The organism is Sphingopyxis macrogoltabida (assembly GCF_001314325.1).
Taxonomy (GTDB): Bacteria; Pseudomonadota; Alphaproteobacteria; order Sphingomonadales; family Sphingomonadaceae; genus Sphingopyxis; species Sphingopyxis macrogoltabida.
Genome location: NZ_CP009429.1, coordinates 1,527,592 through 1,541,300 on the forward strand (window position 1 = coordinate 1,527,592; position 13,709 = coordinate 1,541,300).

General features: G+C 65.6%; 15 protein-coding genes. 10 read left to right on the plus strand and 5 right to left on the minus strand.

Annotation, left to right across the window (positions count from 1 at the left end; genetic code table 11):
* Position 1 precedes the first annotated feature (1 nt).
* Positions 2-1,210, minus strand: coding sequence for a saccharopine dehydrogenase family protein (locus tag LH19_RS07640; protein WP_054726663.1), 1,209 nt, complete (start codon positions 1,208-1,210; stop codon positions 2-4).
* Positions 1,211-1,275: 65 nt separating this feature from the next.
* On the opposite strand from LH19_RS07640, the gene LH19_RS07645 reads away from it, so the two are divergent.
* The 5 genes from LH19_RS07645 to LH19_RS07665 all read left to right on the plus strand — a co-directional run bounded on the left by LH19_RS07645 (position 1,276) and on the right by LH19_RS07665 (position 5,400).
* Positions 1,276-2,265: a threonine ammonia-lyase gene (locus LH19_RS07645; protein WP_054726666.1), complete on the plus strand. Its 990-nt coding sequence runs from the start codon at positions 1,276-1,278 to the stop codon at positions 2,263-2,265.
* A 49-nt stretch (positions 2,266-2,314) separates the two neighbouring features.
* Positions 2,315-2,770 (plus strand): hypothetical protein, encoded by a 456-nt coding sequence (locus LH19_RS07650; RefSeq protein WP_054726669.1) that lies wholly within the window; start codon positions 2,315-2,317, stop codon positions 2,768-2,770.
* Positions 2,771-2,893: 123 nt separating this feature from the next.
* Positions 2,894-4,114, plus strand: a complete 1,221-nt coding sequence (locus LH19_RS07655; protein WP_054726672.1) for a DUF3419 family protein — start codon at positions 2,894-2,896, stop codon at positions 4,112-4,114.
* Positions 4,115-4,116: 2 nt separating this feature from the next.
* The gene (locus tag LH19_RS07660) at positions 4,117-4,764 is read left to right on the plus strand and encodes a class I SAM-dependent methyltransferase (protein ID WP_054733181.1); all 648 of its coding nucleotides are present in this window, start codon (positions 4,117-4,119) and stop codon (positions 4,762-4,764) included.
* A 36-nt stretch (positions 4,765-4,800) separates the two neighbouring features.
* Positions 4,801-5,400 (plus strand): GNAT family N-acetyltransferase, encoded by a 600-nt coding sequence (locus tag LH19_RS07665; protein ID WP_054726675.1) that lies wholly within the window; start codon positions 4,801-4,803, stop codon positions 5,398-5,400.
* Here the strand turns inward: LH19_RS07665 and LH19_RS28535 are convergent.
* The 3 genes from LH19_RS28535 to hemA are packed head-to-tail and all read right to left on the minus strand — an operon-like array spanning position 5,397 to position 7,478.
* Positions 5,397-5,564, minus strand: a complete 168-nt coding sequence (locus tag LH19_RS28535) for a hypothetical protein (RefSeq protein WP_156344014.1) — start codon at positions 5,562-5,564, stop codon at positions 5,397-5,399. The two genes, LH19_RS07665 and LH19_RS28535, sit on opposite strands and share 4 nt — an antisense overlap.
* Before the next feature lie 13 nt (positions 5,565-5,577).
* Complete coding sequence (locus LH19_RS07670) at positions 5,578-6,267, minus strand: nitroreductase (protein ID WP_054726678.1); 690 nt, start codon at positions 6,265-6,267, stop codon at positions 5,578-5,580.
* Positions 6,264-7,478 (minus strand): 5-aminolevulinate synthase, encoded by a 1,215-nt coding sequence (hemA, locus tag LH19_RS07675; RefSeq protein WP_054726682.1) that lies wholly within the window; start codon positions 7,476-7,478, stop codon positions 6,264-6,266. Before hemA ends, LH19_RS07670 begins: the two co-directional genes overlap by 4 nt.
* A gap of 202 nt (positions 7,479-7,680) precedes the next feature.
* Between hemA and LH19_RS07680 the strand changes: the two genes are divergently transcribed.
* Positions 7,681-8,205, plus strand: a complete 525-nt coding sequence (locus LH19_RS07680; protein ID WP_145923419.1) for a hypothetical protein — start codon at positions 7,681-7,683, stop codon at positions 8,203-8,205.
* On the opposite strand, the gene murI is transcribed toward LH19_RS07680, so the two are convergent.
* Positions 8,202-9,008 (minus strand): glutamate racemase, encoded by an 807-nt coding sequence (murI, locus tag LH19_RS07685; RefSeq protein WP_054726688.1) that lies wholly within the window; start codon positions 9,006-9,008, stop codon positions 8,202-8,204. The genes LH19_RS07680 and murI overlap by 4 nt on opposite strands.
* Positions 9,009-9,144: 136 nt before the next feature.
* Between murI and plsY the strand changes: the two genes are divergently transcribed.
* The 4 genes from plsY to LH19_RS07705 all read left to right on the plus strand — a co-directional run bounded on the left by plsY (position 9,145) and on the right by LH19_RS07705 (position 13,696).
* A complete protein-coding gene (gene plsY, locus LH19_RS07690; RefSeq protein ID WP_054726691.1) occupies positions 9,145-9,753 on the plus strand; it encodes a glycerol-3-phosphate 1-O-acyltransferase PlsY in 609 nt (202 codons plus the stop codon).
* Positions 9,750-10,850: a DNA-processing protein DprA gene (gene dprA / locus LH19_RS07695; protein WP_054726695.1), complete on the plus strand. Its 1,101-nt coding sequence runs from the start codon at positions 9,750-9,752 to the stop codon at positions 10,848-10,850. Before plsY ends, dprA begins: the two co-directional genes overlap by 4 nt.
* Before the next feature lie 111 nt (positions 10,851-10,961).
* Positions 10,962-12,581: a VWA domain-containing protein gene (locus tag LH19_RS07700; protein ID WP_234716109.1), complete on the plus strand. Its 1,620-nt coding sequence runs from the start codon at positions 10,962-10,964 to the stop codon at positions 12,579-12,581.
* 122 nt (positions 12,582-12,703) lie between these two features.
* On the plus strand, positions 12,704-13,696 hold the full coding sequence (locus LH19_RS07705; protein WP_054726698.1) for a hypothetical protein: 993 nt from the start codon (positions 12,704-12,706) through the stop codon (positions 13,694-13,696).
* Positions 13,697-13,709: the final 13 nt, after the last annotated feature.

The window sequence follows — 13,709 nt, forward strand, 5'->3', positions numbered from 1 at the left end:
GTCAGAAGGCCAGCGGCGCGTCGAGTTCCTTCACCTGCCACGGCAGGCCGTGCTTGTTCAGCATGTCCATGAAGGGATCGGGATCCATCTGCTCCATGTTGAACACGCCTTCGCCGCTCCAGGTGCCGGTGACCATCATCGCCGCGCCGATCATCGCCGGAACACCGGTGGTGTAGCTGACCGCCTGATTGCCCGTTTCGGCAAACGCGTCCTCATGGTCGCAGATGTTATAGAGGTAGAGCGTCTTTTCCTTGCCGTCCTTGCCAAGGCCGGTCGCGATGACGCCGATGTTGGTCTTGCCTTTCGTGGTCTCGCCGAGGCTCGACGGTTCGGGAAGCACCGCTTTCAGGAATTGCAGCGGGATGATCTCGCGGCCTTCGTAGATGACCGGGTCGATCCGCGTCATGCCGACATTCTGTAGCACGGTGAGGTGCTGGATATAGGCATCGCCGAAGGTCATCCAGAAGCGGATCCGCCGGATTTCGGGCAGGTGCGTCTTCAGGCTTTCGATCTCCTCATGATACATGAGGTACATGTTCTTGGGGCCGACGGCCTCGAAGTCGAACTGCTGCTTCACCGACATCGGCGGGGTTTCGACCCAGTCGCCATTTTCCCAGTGGCGCGCGACGGCGGTCACTTCGCGGATGTTGATCTCGGGATTGAAGTTGGTCGCGAAATGCTGGCCGTGATCGCCGCCGTTGCAGTCGAGGATGTCGAGCGTGTCGATGCGCTCGAAATGATGCTTCTTGAGCCAAGTGGTGAAGACGCTGGTCACCCCGGGGTCGAAACCCGAACCGAGCAGCGCCATCAGCCCGGCGTCCTTGAAGCGGTCCTGATAAGCCCATTGCCAATGATATTCGAACTTCGCCTCGTCGCGCGGTTCGTAGTTCGCGGTGTCGAGATAGTGCGCACCGGTCGACAGGCACGCCTCCATGATCGTGAGATCCTGATAGGGCAGCGCGAGGTTCACGACGTGCGTCGCGCCGATCGAGCGGATGAGGGCGGCGGTCGCGTCGATATGATCGGCGTCGACCTCGGCGGTGGCGATCGTGACGCCGGTGCGTTCCTTGACCGACTCGGCGATCGCGTCGCACTTGAACTTGCGGCGGCTGGCGAGCGTGATGTCGGGAAAGATGTCGGGGTTCATCGCCATCTTGTGCACCGCGACCGATCCGACGCCGCCTGCGCCGATCACCAGAACCTTGCTCATGTGAAAAATCTCCTGCGCCTACCTATGCGGCTTGTCTTGTATGCCCGGCCCTATAGGACGAAGCCATGACACAGCAAAGCCCCGATCCCTTGCTCGACCCGGCACGCGCGCCGTCGCTCGCAGGTGTCGAACGCGCGGCGGCGAAAGTCGCTGCACTCCTCCCGCAAACCCCGCTGCTGCCGCTTGACGTCGACGGCCGGACGATCTGGTGCAAGGCCGAATGCCTGCAGCCCGTCGGGGCGTTCAAGATTCGCGGTGCCTGGCACCGGCTGACCGATCTCACGCCCGAACAGGCGGCCGCGGGCGTGGTCGGCGTCTCGAGCGGTAACCATGCGCAGGGCGTTGCCTGGGCAGCGAAGCGGCTCGGCATCGCGGCAACGATCGTCATGCCGAGCAATGCGCCGCAGATGAAGCTGGCCGCGACGCGTGCGCTGGGGGCGGAGGTCGTGCTCTACGACCGCGTGACCGAATCGCGCGACGCCGTCGCGGCGAAACTGCTCGAAGAGCGCGGCGGCACGCTCGTCCACGCCTATGGCGATCCATGGATCATCGAGGGGCAGGGGACAGCGGGGATCGAAGCCCGCGCGCAGATGCAGGAACGCGGGATCGACGGCCCCGACAAGGTGATCGCCTGCTGCGGCGGCGGCGGGCTCTCGGCGGGGCTGGCGCTCGCCTTACCCGAAACCGAACTCGTCGCGGTCGAGCCCGAAGGCTGGGACGATTTAACACGCAGTCTCGAAGCCGGCGAGATATTGTCGGTCGAGGACCTGGCATTTCCTACAGAGTGTGACGCTCTCCAGACGCCGCAGACCTGGCCGATCAATTTCGCGGTGTTGCAGGCGCGCGGCGTCCGCGGCGTCGTCGCGACGCGCGAGGAAGTGCGCCATGCGATGCGCGTCGCATTCGAGAAGTTGCACCTTGTCGTCGAACCCGGCGGCGCGGCGGCGCTCGCCGCGGTGCTTGCGGGCAAGGTCGAATTGGGCGATGCGACGTTGGTCACCCTGTCGGGCGGCAATGTCGACCCCAGGCACTATGCGGAGATATTGGCGGGATAGGCGGATACTTATCCCGATGCGTGCGTTTGGACGGGGAAGGAGAAGCAAGATGCAAAAGAGCTTTCTGATCGGCGCGGCGGCGCTCGTCATCCTGAGCGGCTGCGAAAAGGCCGAGGCGCCCGCGCCGGCCGATACCACTACCACCGAGGTTCCGGTCGAGACCACGCCGCCCGAGGGTGCCGCCGACGCCACTGATCCCGCCACCGACCCGGCGACCGCACCGCACCGCTTCGCGAGCTGGGCGGGCAAATGGACCGGGGTCGAAGGCATGTTCGTCACCATCACTCCGGGCGAGCCGGGCAAGTACAAGCTGGAGATGCAGTCGGACCTCGACACCAAGGGGACCTATGACGGCAACGACAGCGAGCATGGCATCAAGTTCAAGCGCGGCAGCGAGGAGTTGAGCCTCCGCCGCGGCAACGGCGACGAGACGGGACTCAAATATCTTGCCGGCAAGAAGGAATGCCTGATCGTCAAGGACGGCGAGGGATATTGTCGCGATTGATGACCGAACCGGCGACAAGGCTTTTCGGCCTGTCGCCGGTTTGTCATCGAAACGACGCTGAAAACGCATGAATGTCTGCCATGATCGACCCCGGATCCACCTTTCTCCGGGAGACCGTGAATCATGGCCAGGCAGCCCAACCGCAAGATCGCCGCGGCGGTCGTCCGGGAAGACGCAGAGCAGAAACAGCGCCTGCTCGATCGCGCTTTCGCTCTCGCCTTCAAGGGGCTGGTCTATGCCCAGATATGGGAAGATCCCGTCGTCGACATGGAAGCGCTGGCGATTGAGCCGGGCAACCGGATCGCGACGATCGCGAGCGGCGGGTGCAACGTCTTTTCCTATCTGGTCGGCGATCCGGCAGAGATCGTCGCGGTCGACCTCAACACTGCGCATGTCGCGCTGAATCACCTGAAACGCGTGGCGATCCAGCGGTTGCCCGACTACAACAGCTTCCGCCGCTTCTTTGTCGATGCCGACAGCGCCGCCAACATCGCCGACTATCGTGCCTTTGTTCGCCCGCATCTCGATGAGGTCAGCCGGCGCTATTGGGAGGGGCGCGACCTTGTCGGTCGCCGCCGGATCAACGGCTTTGCGCACGGGCTTTACAAGCGCGGCCTGCTCGGCAATTTCATCGGGGTCGCGCATCTGGTGGCGCGGATGCACCGCATCGATTTGCGCCAGTTCCTCGAAGCGAAGACGATCGAGGAACAGCGGACGATCTTCGACACGAAGCTGGCGCCGTTTTTCGACCGCAAGTTCATTCGCTGGATCACCGACCAGCGCTCGTCGCTCTTCGGACTCGGTATTCCGCCGGCCCAATATGACGCACTTGCGGACGGCAAGCCGATGGCGGACGTGTTGCGCGCCCGACTGGAAAAGCTCGCCTGCGACTTTCCGCTCGAAGAGAATTATTTTGCCTGGCAGGCGTTCGGACGGCGTTACGGCAGGGGCATCAAGGCACCATTGCCGCCCTATTTGCAGGCGGAAAACCACGCAGTGGTCAGGGATCGCGCTGCGCGGGTGACGATGCTGCATGCGAATATGACCGACATGCTCGCCGCGGCCGACGCAGCGAGTTTCGACCGTTATGTGTTTCTCGACGCGCAGGACTGGATGAACGACGTGCAGCTGACCGCATTGTGGGCCGAGGTTAGCCGCACCGCACGGCCCGGCGCCCGCGTGCTGTTTCGCACGGCCGCCGAACCGAGCTTGCTGCCGGGGCGCTTGCCAGAGGCGCTGCTCGACCGCTGGGAATATCGCGACGAGGCGTCACGGGACTATACCCGCCGCGATCGTTCGGCCATTTATGGCGGCGTACATCTCTATGTTCTGAAGGCCGCATGACGATGAGCGACGCGCATGGGAAATTGATGGACGGTATCTATCGCTACCAGCGGCATTTCTATGATTTCACGCGAAAATATTTCCTTCTCGGCCGCGACGAGATGATTGCGGGCCTCGCGCCGCCGCCGGGCGGCGCGGTGCTCGAAATCGGTTGCGGCACCGGCCGTAATCTCGTGCTCGCGGGCCGCGCCTGGCCCGAGGCGCAGTTGTTCGGTGTCGATATCTCGGCCGCCATGCTGGACACGGCGCGTGCCGCGATGGCGAAAGCGGGGCTGGACGGGCGCGCCGTGCTGGCGGAAGGCGATGCGCGCGATTTCGACCCCGCCGCCCTGTTCGGCCGTGAGACCTTCGATCGCATCTTCATCAGCTATGCGCTGTCGATGATTCCCGACTGGGCCACGGCGCTTGCGCATGCGGCGCGATATCTCGCGCCGGGCGGACGGATAGAGATTGTCGATTTCGGCCAGCAGGACCGGCTGCCGACATTGTGGAAGCGCGCCTTTTTCGGCTGGCTCGCCCATTTTCACGTCGTTCCGCGCGCCGATCTGGCGCGCGTCATCGCGGGGCTCGCCCGCGAAACCGGGATGGCCGGTCATTGCCGCAGCATGGCGCGAGGCTATGCGATCCGCGGCGGTCTCGCGCGCGGCTGATTTGCTGCTATGCTTCCCTAAACTGGGGAGCGGTGGATGGGCGAGGCAATCGAACGGGCAACGGCAGCGCAGCTTGACGATGTCGAGGCGACGCTGGCGCTCGCTTTCCAGACCGATCCGGCGCTGTCGTGGATATTGCCCGATCCCGGACATCGTGCACGCGCGCTTCGCGGGCTTTTCCATGTGCTTGTTCCCGCCGACTTTCGTGCGGGCACCGTGCTTCGCTCGGCGGGGAACGAGGCTGCGGCGCTATGGCCTGCGCCGGGGCAGGCGCATGGCGGTACGATCGAGTTTCTGCGCACGGTGATCCCGCTTGTCGCGACCTTTGGCACCGCGCTGCCGCGCGGGCTGAAAGTGCAGGGCGGCATCGACGCCCACCGCCCGGCTGGGCGCTTCTGGTATCTTCACTATGTCGGCGTGCGCCCTGAATATCAGGGCAAGGGCCATGGCGGGCGGATCATCCGCACGCAGACAGCGGCGGCAGACCGCGAGGGGCTGTCTTGCTGGCTGGAAACCGCGACGGCAGAGAATGTGCCGCTATACGAGCGGCTGGGCTTTGTTACGCAGGTCGAGTGGGACGTACCGGGCGGCGGACCGCATTTCTGGGGAATGATGCGGTCGGCGCGTGGAGCCTAGATCAACGATTGAAGCAGGTAGCCCGCGACCAGACCCAGCACGACTGCGAGCAGAGCCAAGCATCCGATTTGCAGCCAGCGGTGCTTTTGCAATCCCCGATCGACCGCTCCAATCATGAAAAAATCGGCAATAGCTCCAAAAGCAGCCGACAGGATTTCGCCCATGGGCCTTGCTCTGTCAGTCGTCGAATCCGACGAAGCGTACCGCCTCGTCGACGCGCTTGCGGTTCGATACGACGGCGTTCGCCGGGAAATCCTCTGCAGGCCAGCCCATCGCGACGCAGATCATGATAACCTGATCGTCGGCGATGCCGGCATGTTCGCGCACCACCGGGCTTTGCATAATGCCCTGGCTGTTGATGACGCAGCCGAGGCCGCGCGACCAGGCGGCGTTGACGAGCGCGTTGGTCACCGCGCCGCAATCGAACGGCGCGATATCGCTGCCCAGCAGCACACGGTCGTAGGTGACGACGATGCTGACCGGCGCGTCGAACTGGCGAAAACCGCGCAAGACCCAGTCCTGCCGGGCATCCTTGTCTTCGCGTGCGATACCCATCGCGCCGAACAATTGCTTGGCGATCTCGATCTGGCGGGCGCGGTGGTCGTCGGCGATGCCGTCGAAGCGGCGGAATTCGCGGCTGTCGGGGATACCGGCCAGAATGCCGTCGGTGTTGCCTTTGCGGATCGCGTCGAGCGGCGCGCCGGTGACGACCGCGAAATTCCAGCACTGATTGTTGAACGAGGAGGGCGCGCGCATCGCGACCTCGATCACCTCGGCGATCAGCGATTTCGGAACAGGCTTGTCGAGGAAGCCGCGGATCGAGCGGCGTCCCTTTACGACCTCGTCAAAGCCCGGCGTGCCGGTCACGCCGCCTTGCGCAGTTCCAGCCGGTCCCAGATTTCGACGAGCGCTTGCGTCAGTTCGCGCATCATCGCCTCGTCGTGCGCCGGGCCGGGCGTGAAGCGCAGGCGTTCGGTGCCGCGCGGCACGGTCGGGAAATTGATCGGCTGCACATAGACACCATATTCGGCGAGCAGGATGTCGCTGATCTTCTTCGCACGCACCGGATCGCCGACCATCAGCGGGACGATATGCGTCGTCGAATCCATCACCGGCAGCCCGGCATCGCGGAAGCTCTGCTTGAGATAAGCGGCGGCTTCCTGTTGCGCCTCGCGCTCGACGCTCGATGCCTTGAGATGCCGCACACTGGCGAGCACCCCGGCGACGAGCACCGGCGACAGGCTGGTCGTGAAGATGAAGCCCGGCGCGTAGGAGCGGATCACGTCGATGATATTTTTGTCGGCAGCGATATAGCCGCCCATGACGCCGAACGCCTTGCCCAGCGTGCCTTCGATGATCGTCACGCGGTGCGCGGCTTCGTCGCGGTCGGTGATGCCGCCGCCGCGCGGGCCGTACATGCCGACGGCATGGACTTCGTCGCAATAGGTCAGGGCGTTATATTTTTCGGCAAGGTCGCAGATCGCGTGGATCGGCGCAACATCGCCGTCCATCGAATAGACGCTTTCGAAAGCGATCAGCTTCGCGGCTTCGGGGTCGTCCTGCGCCATCAGCTCTTCGAGATGGGCGAGGTCGTTGTGGCGCCAGACGCGCTTTTCGCAGCCCGAGTTGCGAATGCCCGCAATCATCGAGGCGTGGTTGAGTTCGTCCGAATAAATGATGCAGTTCGGTAGCAGCTTGCCGAGCGTGCCGAGCGTCGCTTCGTTCGAGATATAGCCCGAGGTGAACAGCAGCGCGCCTTCCTTGCTGTGCAAATCGGCGAGTTCGGCCTCGAGGTCGATATGATAATGGGTGTTGCCGCCGATGTTGCGGGTGCCGCCCGAACCGGCGCCGACATCGTGCAGCGCCTCTTCCATCGCGGCGACGACCTTCGGGTGCTGGCCCATCGCGAGATAGTCGTTCGAGCACCAGACGGTGATCGGCTTCGGACCGTTGTGGCCGGCAAAACAGCGGGCGTTCGGAAAGGCGCCCTTGTTGCGCAATATGTCGATGAAGACGCGGTAGCGCCCTTCTTCGTGCAGTCGGTCGATCGCCCGGGCGAAAATATCGTTATAGTTCACTACGCAGCCCCGCTTGTCAGCTGGTTGCCGTCCCCCGCCGACGGCTATTAACAGGCGGGCCAATAACGTCGAATCAGGCGGAAATCCAGTGCGAACGATTCGCAATTCACTCGCTCGATCAGAGTGATCGTGCGCACCGCGGGTCCGCCGCGATATGGATATGGCAGGGATTGAAGAAGGCATGTCGAAGGAGGTCGCGGATATGCGGATAGTGAAGGTCTTGATCCTGTCGGTGGCGGTGTCGGCAAGCGGGGCTTCGGCGTCGAAGCCCGCGAAGCCGCCGTTCGAGGGGTTATGGATGAGCTGCGAAAGGTGGCAGGGTTCCTCGATCTGCGCCTACAAGGCACTTGCGCAGCAGGGGACGCGTGTCTGCGGGGTGCAGAGCGACTTTGCGACCAACCGCTATTACGTCCAGCGCTTCGTCGGCACGGCGCGGGGCAATGTCGTCGAGATCGACAGAATCTGCGGCGATCCCGGCTCGGAAACCGACACCTATTGTGCGGGACAGGCGCCCGCCGACGCTGCCAAGGTCGGCTGGGGTGCATCGGACAGGCAATTGTCGCTGTGCGAGGGGCGTCTGCAAGCCGGAAAAAAGGGTGAAGCGGCGCATTGCACGCCTGCATCGGCGCGCGCCGCCATGCCCAAAACCTCGGGTCGCGATGGCGAAGGGCCGGAGGCCGAGGACCGCGCCTGGATGGCGTCCTGCGCGCAGGGCGACGACGGCTAGATCGTCTCGATCCTGTCGATGCCATAGGGCGCCAGCACAGCCAACGGCGGCGGCGGCCGGTCGTCGCTGCGCGTGAAGACCGCGAGGCCGGGCGTTGCCGTCGCCGGCCAGTCCTGCCCGTCGGTCAGATAGGCGATCCGGCGCGCGATACCGGCGGCGCCGTCGATCAGCCGGACGCCGGGACCGGTGGCTGCCTGCAGCTCGTCTTCGAGCAGGGGGAAATGGGTGCATGCGAGGACGATCACGTCCATCGCGTCGCCGCCCGGCTGGTCGCGCAGGCCCGAGATGGCACGATCTATCGCAGGCCAGTTCGGTCCCTGACCGCGGAGTTTCGCCTCGGCCGCGGTGACGAGGCCGGGGCTGCCGTGACGGAGCACGGTCTTGCCGTCCGCGAAACGCGCCGAAAGGTCATCGACATAGGGCTGGCGCACGGTCGCCTCGGTTCCGAGAACCCCGATCACCCCGCTCTTCGTCATCTCTGCCGCAGGTTTGATCGCCGGGACAGTGCCGACGATCGGCAGGTCGAGCGCGGCACGGACGTGCGCAAGAGCAATCGTCGAGGCGGTGTTGCATGCGATCACCGCGAGCCGCGGCTGGTAGCGTTCGACGAGCCGGCCGAGCAGCGCGGGAACGCGCGCCGCCAGTTCGGCCTCGCTTTTCTGGCCATAGGGCAGCCCGGCATAGTCGGCGGCGTAGACGATCGGCGCGGTGGGCAGCAGCGCGCGCGTCGGCCCCAGGACGGTGAGCCCGCCGAGGCCGCTGTCGAAAAAGAGGATGGGGGCGTCGCGGGACGGGGATGACATGGGCAGGGGCGTAGCAGGTGGCCGGGCTGTGCTCAATCCGCTGGCGAGTTTGTCCATTATGGAAAATGACGCACTCGAACCCGTTGATTGAACCGCTCAACATCGCCACAGTGGCGCCGATGGAGCGGGGAGTGTCATGACGATATTTTTGCTGATCGCGCTTGGCTATCTGCTCGGTTCGATCCCCTTTGGCGTCATCCTGACCCGGCTGTTCGGCGCGGGCGACCTCAGGCAGATCGGATCGGGCAATATCGGCGCGACCAATGTGCTGCGGACCGGGCGCAAGGGGCTGGCGGCGGCGACGCTGATCCTCGATGGCGCCAAGGGCGCGGTCGCGGTGCTGCTGGCGCGGCAATTCGTGCCCGAGCTGGCCGAACCGGGCGCGATGCTCGCCGGGGCGGCCGCGATGATCGGCCATTGCTATCCGGTGTGGCTGAAGTTTCGCGGCGGCAAGGGGGTCGCGACATTGCTCGGCCTGTCCTTTGCGCTCGCCTGGCCGATCGGGCTGGTCTTTGCCGCCGTCTGGCTCGGCACCGTGCTGTTGCTTCGTATCTCGTCGCTCGGCGGCATGGTGGGCGCGGTGTCGGCACCCGTCGCCGCGCTGGCGTTCGGCTATCCCGCCTATGCCCTTGGCCTCGCCGGTCTCGCGGTGATCGTGTTGTGGCGGCATCGCGAAAATATCGCGCGACTGCGGGCGGGGACCGAGCCGCGGGTGGGGTCGAAGAAGCAGGACAGCGCCGCGTGACCCCAGCCGAACGGCTGGCGCGGCTGCGGTTGATCCGCACGCCGCATGTCGGACCGGTAAGCTGGCACCAGCTCATGCAGCGTTTCGGCTCGGGCGAGGCGGCGCTCGATGCGCTTCCCGATCTCGTGCTGCGGGGTGGTGCGGGGAGGCCCCGTATCGCGCCCGCCGACGCCGTGCTGCGTGAAATCGATCGTGTCGCGGCGCTTGGCGCGCGTCATATTTTCAGTGACGAGGACGATTATTCGCCGTTGCTGCGCGAGGTCGAGGGCGCGCCGCCGGTCGTCATCGTGCGCGGCGATGCCGCGATGCTGCGCCGCCCTTGTGTCGCGATCGTCGGCGCGCGCAATGCCTCGGCGGCGGCGTGCCGCTTCGCGCGCCAGCTTGCGGTGGACCTCGCTGCGCAGGGCGTTACGGTCGTCAGCGGCCTTGCGCGCGGGGTCGACACTGCGGCGCATATCGGGGCTCTCGGCGGCTCGACGGCGGGCGTGATCGCGAGCGGGATCGACATTGCCTTCCCGCCCGAAAATGCGGCGTTGCAGGAAAAGATCGCGAGCGACCAGTTGCTCGTCGCCGAACAGCCGCCGGGCACCGAACCGCTCGCGCGTCATTTTCCGTCGCGCAATCGCATCATCGCCGGGATGGCGCATGGTACGGTGGTGATCGAGGCGGCACCGCGTTCGGGATCGCTGATCACTGCGCGCCGCGCCGGCGATTACGGGCGCGAGGTGATGGCGGTGCCCGGTTCGCCGCTCGACCCCCGCGCGCAGGGTTGCAACCTGCTGATCCGCGAAGGCGCGACGCTGATCCAGAATGTCGACGACGTGATCGAGGCGGTCGGGCCGATCGATACGCGCATGGTCCGCGAACCGGTCCGGCCTTTTGCCCTAGCCGCCGGCGCCCTTTCGGCTGCCGCGATCGATGCGGGCGAGGGTGACCGGCGCGATGTCGCCGCGCTGCTCGGACCGACGCCGGTCGCGATCGACGAACTGGTCCGGCAATCGGGTCAAGCCGCGACGACAGTCCAGCTCGTCCTCCTCGAACTCGAGCTCGCGGGCCGGATCGAGCGGCATGCGGGCGCGCGGGTTTCGCTGGTGTGACGGCCGGCACAGCGTCCTAACCCTTGGCAATATAACGATTCGTCCCGGTTCAGCCACGGTTCAGCGGCCGAGCGACAGGCTGATGATATTGTATCACATGAGGGGAGATTGATGATGCGTAGCCGATATCTGACCGGCGTCACGATGTTCGCCGTCCTCGCGTCGGCCCCGGCGCCGTTGCCGCTGGCGGTTGCCCATGCGCAGCCGGGCAGCCAGCAGGGTTTTTGCCGTACCGCCGATCCCTTGCCGCGTCTCGACCCTGAAGCCCGGCCGCAACAGCAATCGAACGCAGGCTACAAGACCAAGGGCGGCCGCGTTTCGCGCGGCGAAGCCATGCCGATGGCGTCGCCGCCGCCACCGCCGCCTCCGCCCCCGCCGCCACCTCCGCCGCCGTCCCCGGTTTATGCGCCCGAGGCGCGTTCGGACGAAAGCGCCGAGGCGGTGGTGGTTACCGGGGCGAGCGCCGAGCGCGGCGCCGCCGACATGTCGGCACCGGTAGAGAGCGCGCCGCCGCCGGCGCCTCCTCCTCCCGGTTCATCGAGCGACTATGCCCGGACCAGCCCGACGATCGTGCCGCCCTATCCGCCGCGGCCACGCCCGCAACCGCAGCCGCAATCGGGCATATTGACCGCGGGCGAGCATGACGACCTGCTCAACCCCGAACTTTATGCCGCCTATGTGAACCGGACCGGCCTGGGTCAGGAAATCCGGGTGCTGCCCCGCGTCGACACGATGCGCGTCGTCACGGTGAAGGTGAACGACCGCAGCGGCCAGCCGATCCCCTTCGCCGACGTCGTCGTGACCTGTTCGGACGGCAACAGCATCACCATGGCGACGCAGGCCGACGGGAGCGCGGTCTTTTTCCCCGGCCTCGACCGGCTGAGCGAACGGATCACGGTCACCGCGCGCAAGGCCGGCCGGACGATTGCCGACGCGCGGCCGGTGCTCGTCGCCGACGCGCCGGGCGGCCAGACCGTCGGGCTGACCGCGAACCAGGCGGCGGCGAAGGTCAGCAAGCTCGACCTGATGCTCGTCGTCGACACGACGGGGAGCATGGGCGACGAAATCAGTTACCTGCAGGCCGAATTGCGTTCGATCATCGGCGCCATCACTGCGAAGCACCGCGATCTCGACATCCGGATCGGCTTTGTCTTCTATCGCGATCTCGGCGACGAATATGTCACGCGGACGATCGCCTTCGACAGCGACATCGGCCGGGTGCAGGGCCAGCTAGCGCAGCAATATGCGAGCGGCGGGGGCGATTATCCCGAAGCGATGGATCAGGCGCTGATCCGCGCGGTCGGCCAGTCGTGGCGGCCCGATGCGGTGAAGTCGCTGCTGCTCGTCGCCGATGCGCCGCCGCACGACGACAAGTTCGGCCGGACATGGGCTGCGGCCGAGGCGGCACGTGCCAAGCGCATTCACATCACGCCGGTGGCCGCCTCCGGCGTTGCCGACAAGGCCGAATATGCAATGCGCGCGATGGCGGCAGCCACGCAGTCGCGGTACCTGTTCCTGACCGACGACAGCGGCGTCGGCAATCCGCACGCGCCGCCGGCGATCGACTGTTACCTCGTCACCCGGCTCGACGCCCTCGTCCGGCGGGTGATCGACAGCCAGATCAGCGGCCGCCGGATCGAGCCCGCGGATCAGGAAATCATCCGCAGCGTCGGCAATTACGATGCCGGGAAGTGCATCCTGCCGGTGGATTTCAAATGGCAGAACGGATGAGGTCCTGACGTCACCCCATTGACACGCCCCCGCATCTGACCGAATGCGGGGGCCGTGGGTCGCTTCGGGGAACCCTTGCCGCCGGTTTGATTCCGGCCGCGGGGGACGGAGGACCAGAATCCATGAAAAAGCTGCTGTCGGCTGCCGCCGTGCTGGCGTTGCTCGCCCAGCCCATCCATGTCGCCGCGAAACAGGTGGAGCCCGTCAAGATATCGGGGCCTGCGAACGCGAAGGGCGTCACCAACGTCACCGTCGGCGCGTTCAACGTCGGCTTCATCTTCGAATCGATCGACCGTACGGCCGCATCGGGCGGCCTGATGGGCGCGTTCGGAGGCACGACCAAGGCGAAGAGCGAACTCGTCGGCGTAACGCCCGAAATGATGCAGGCGATCACCGATGCCGCTTACGCCGACTTCGTCGCCCAACTGGCCGCGGGCGGCTACACCGTCCAGCCCGCCGCCGACCTGTTCGGCCACACGGCGCTCGCCAAGACCAAGTCGCAGGAAGTCCCGCTCGACATCAACATCGCGCTCGAAAAGGGCAGCAAGGGCAAGGCGACCTATTTCAAACCGTCGGCGCTGCCGTCGCTGCTGATGATCCCGGGCGACTTCATGGGATCGGGCATGAGCAGCATGGGGATCAACATGTCGGCCGGGCAGGCGAACATGGCGCTGAACAATTATGCTCGAGAAACCGGGGTCGGGGTGATCGACGTCGTCTATCTCATCGACTTTTCGCAGCAAAAGCGCCCCGGCGCGTTCAGCTTCGGCGGCCTCCAGGTCAACAGCGCGCTGTCGGTCAGCGCTGACTATTCGCGCATGACGTTGATCGCGCCGAGCGGCAAGCAGTCGGTGATCACCGTTAAGGCGCCGGTGGCGGTCGAGGGCGAGTTCGTCGAAAAGAGCGATGCGTCGAGCGGGACCGACAAGGCGCTGCAGTCGGGCGCGAACGTCGCGGGCGGAGTTGCCGCAGTGATGGGCTTCGGCGGTCTCCGCTTCGGCAAGACGCGCAAGTTCGCCTTCACCGCCAAACCCGGCAATTATGAGGAAGGCGCGGCGAAAGCAGCGAATCTCGCTAGCGCGATGCTGCTGGGGCGGTTGGGGGCGCTGCGGTAAATCCGGTATCCGT

Excerpts from the sequence above, each read along its gene's own strand:
- murI (WP_054726688.1), bottom strand. The coding sequence starts at position 9,008 with ATGTCATCCCCGTCCCGCGACGCCCCCATCCTCTTTTTCGACAGCGGC.
- LH19_RS07700 (WP_234716109.1), top strand. The coding sequence starts at position 10,962 with ATGATGCGTAGCCGATATCTGACCGGCGTCACGATGTTCGCCGTCCTC.
- LH19_RS07640 (WP_054726663.1), bottom strand. The coding sequence starts at position 1,210 with ATGAGCAAGGTTCTGGTGATCGGCGCAGGCGGCGTCGGATCGGTCGCG.
- LH19_RS07665 (WP_054726675.1), top strand. The coding sequence starts at position 4,801 with ATGGGCGAGGCAATCGAACGGGCAACGGCAGCGCAGCTTGACGATGTC.
- LH19_RS07650 (WP_054726669.1), top strand. The coding sequence starts at position 2,315 with ATGCAAAAGAGCTTTCTGATCGGCGCGGCGGCGCTCGTCATCCTGAGC.
- plsY (WP_054726691.1), top strand. The coding sequence starts at position 9,145 with ATGACGATATTTTTGCTGATCGCGCTTGGCTATCTGCTCGGTTCGATC.
- LH19_RS07680 (WP_145923419.1), top strand. The coding sequence starts at position 7,681 with ATGCGGATAGTGAAGGTCTTGATCCTGTCGGTGGCGGTGTCGGCAAGC.
- LH19_RS07660 (WP_054733181.1), top strand. The coding sequence starts at position 4,117 with ATGAGCGACGCGCATGGGAAATTGATGGACGGTATCTATCGCTACCAG.
- LH19_RS07655 (WP_054726672.1), top strand. The coding sequence starts at position 2,894 with ATGGCCAGGCAGCCCAACCGCAAGATCGCCGCGGCGGTCGTCCGGGAA.
- LH19_RS07705 (WP_054726698.1), top strand. The coding sequence starts at position 12,704 with ATGAAAAAGCTGCTGTCGGCTGCCGCCGTGCTGGCGTTGCTCGCCCAG.
- LH19_RS07645 (WP_054726666.1), top strand. The coding sequence starts at position 1,276 with ATGACACAGCAAAGCCCCGATCCCTTGCTCGACCCGGCACGCGCGCCG.
- LH19_RS28535 (WP_156344014.1), bottom strand. The coding sequence starts at position 5,564 with ATGGGCGAAATCCTGTCGGCTGCTTTTGGAGCTATTGCCGATTTTTTC.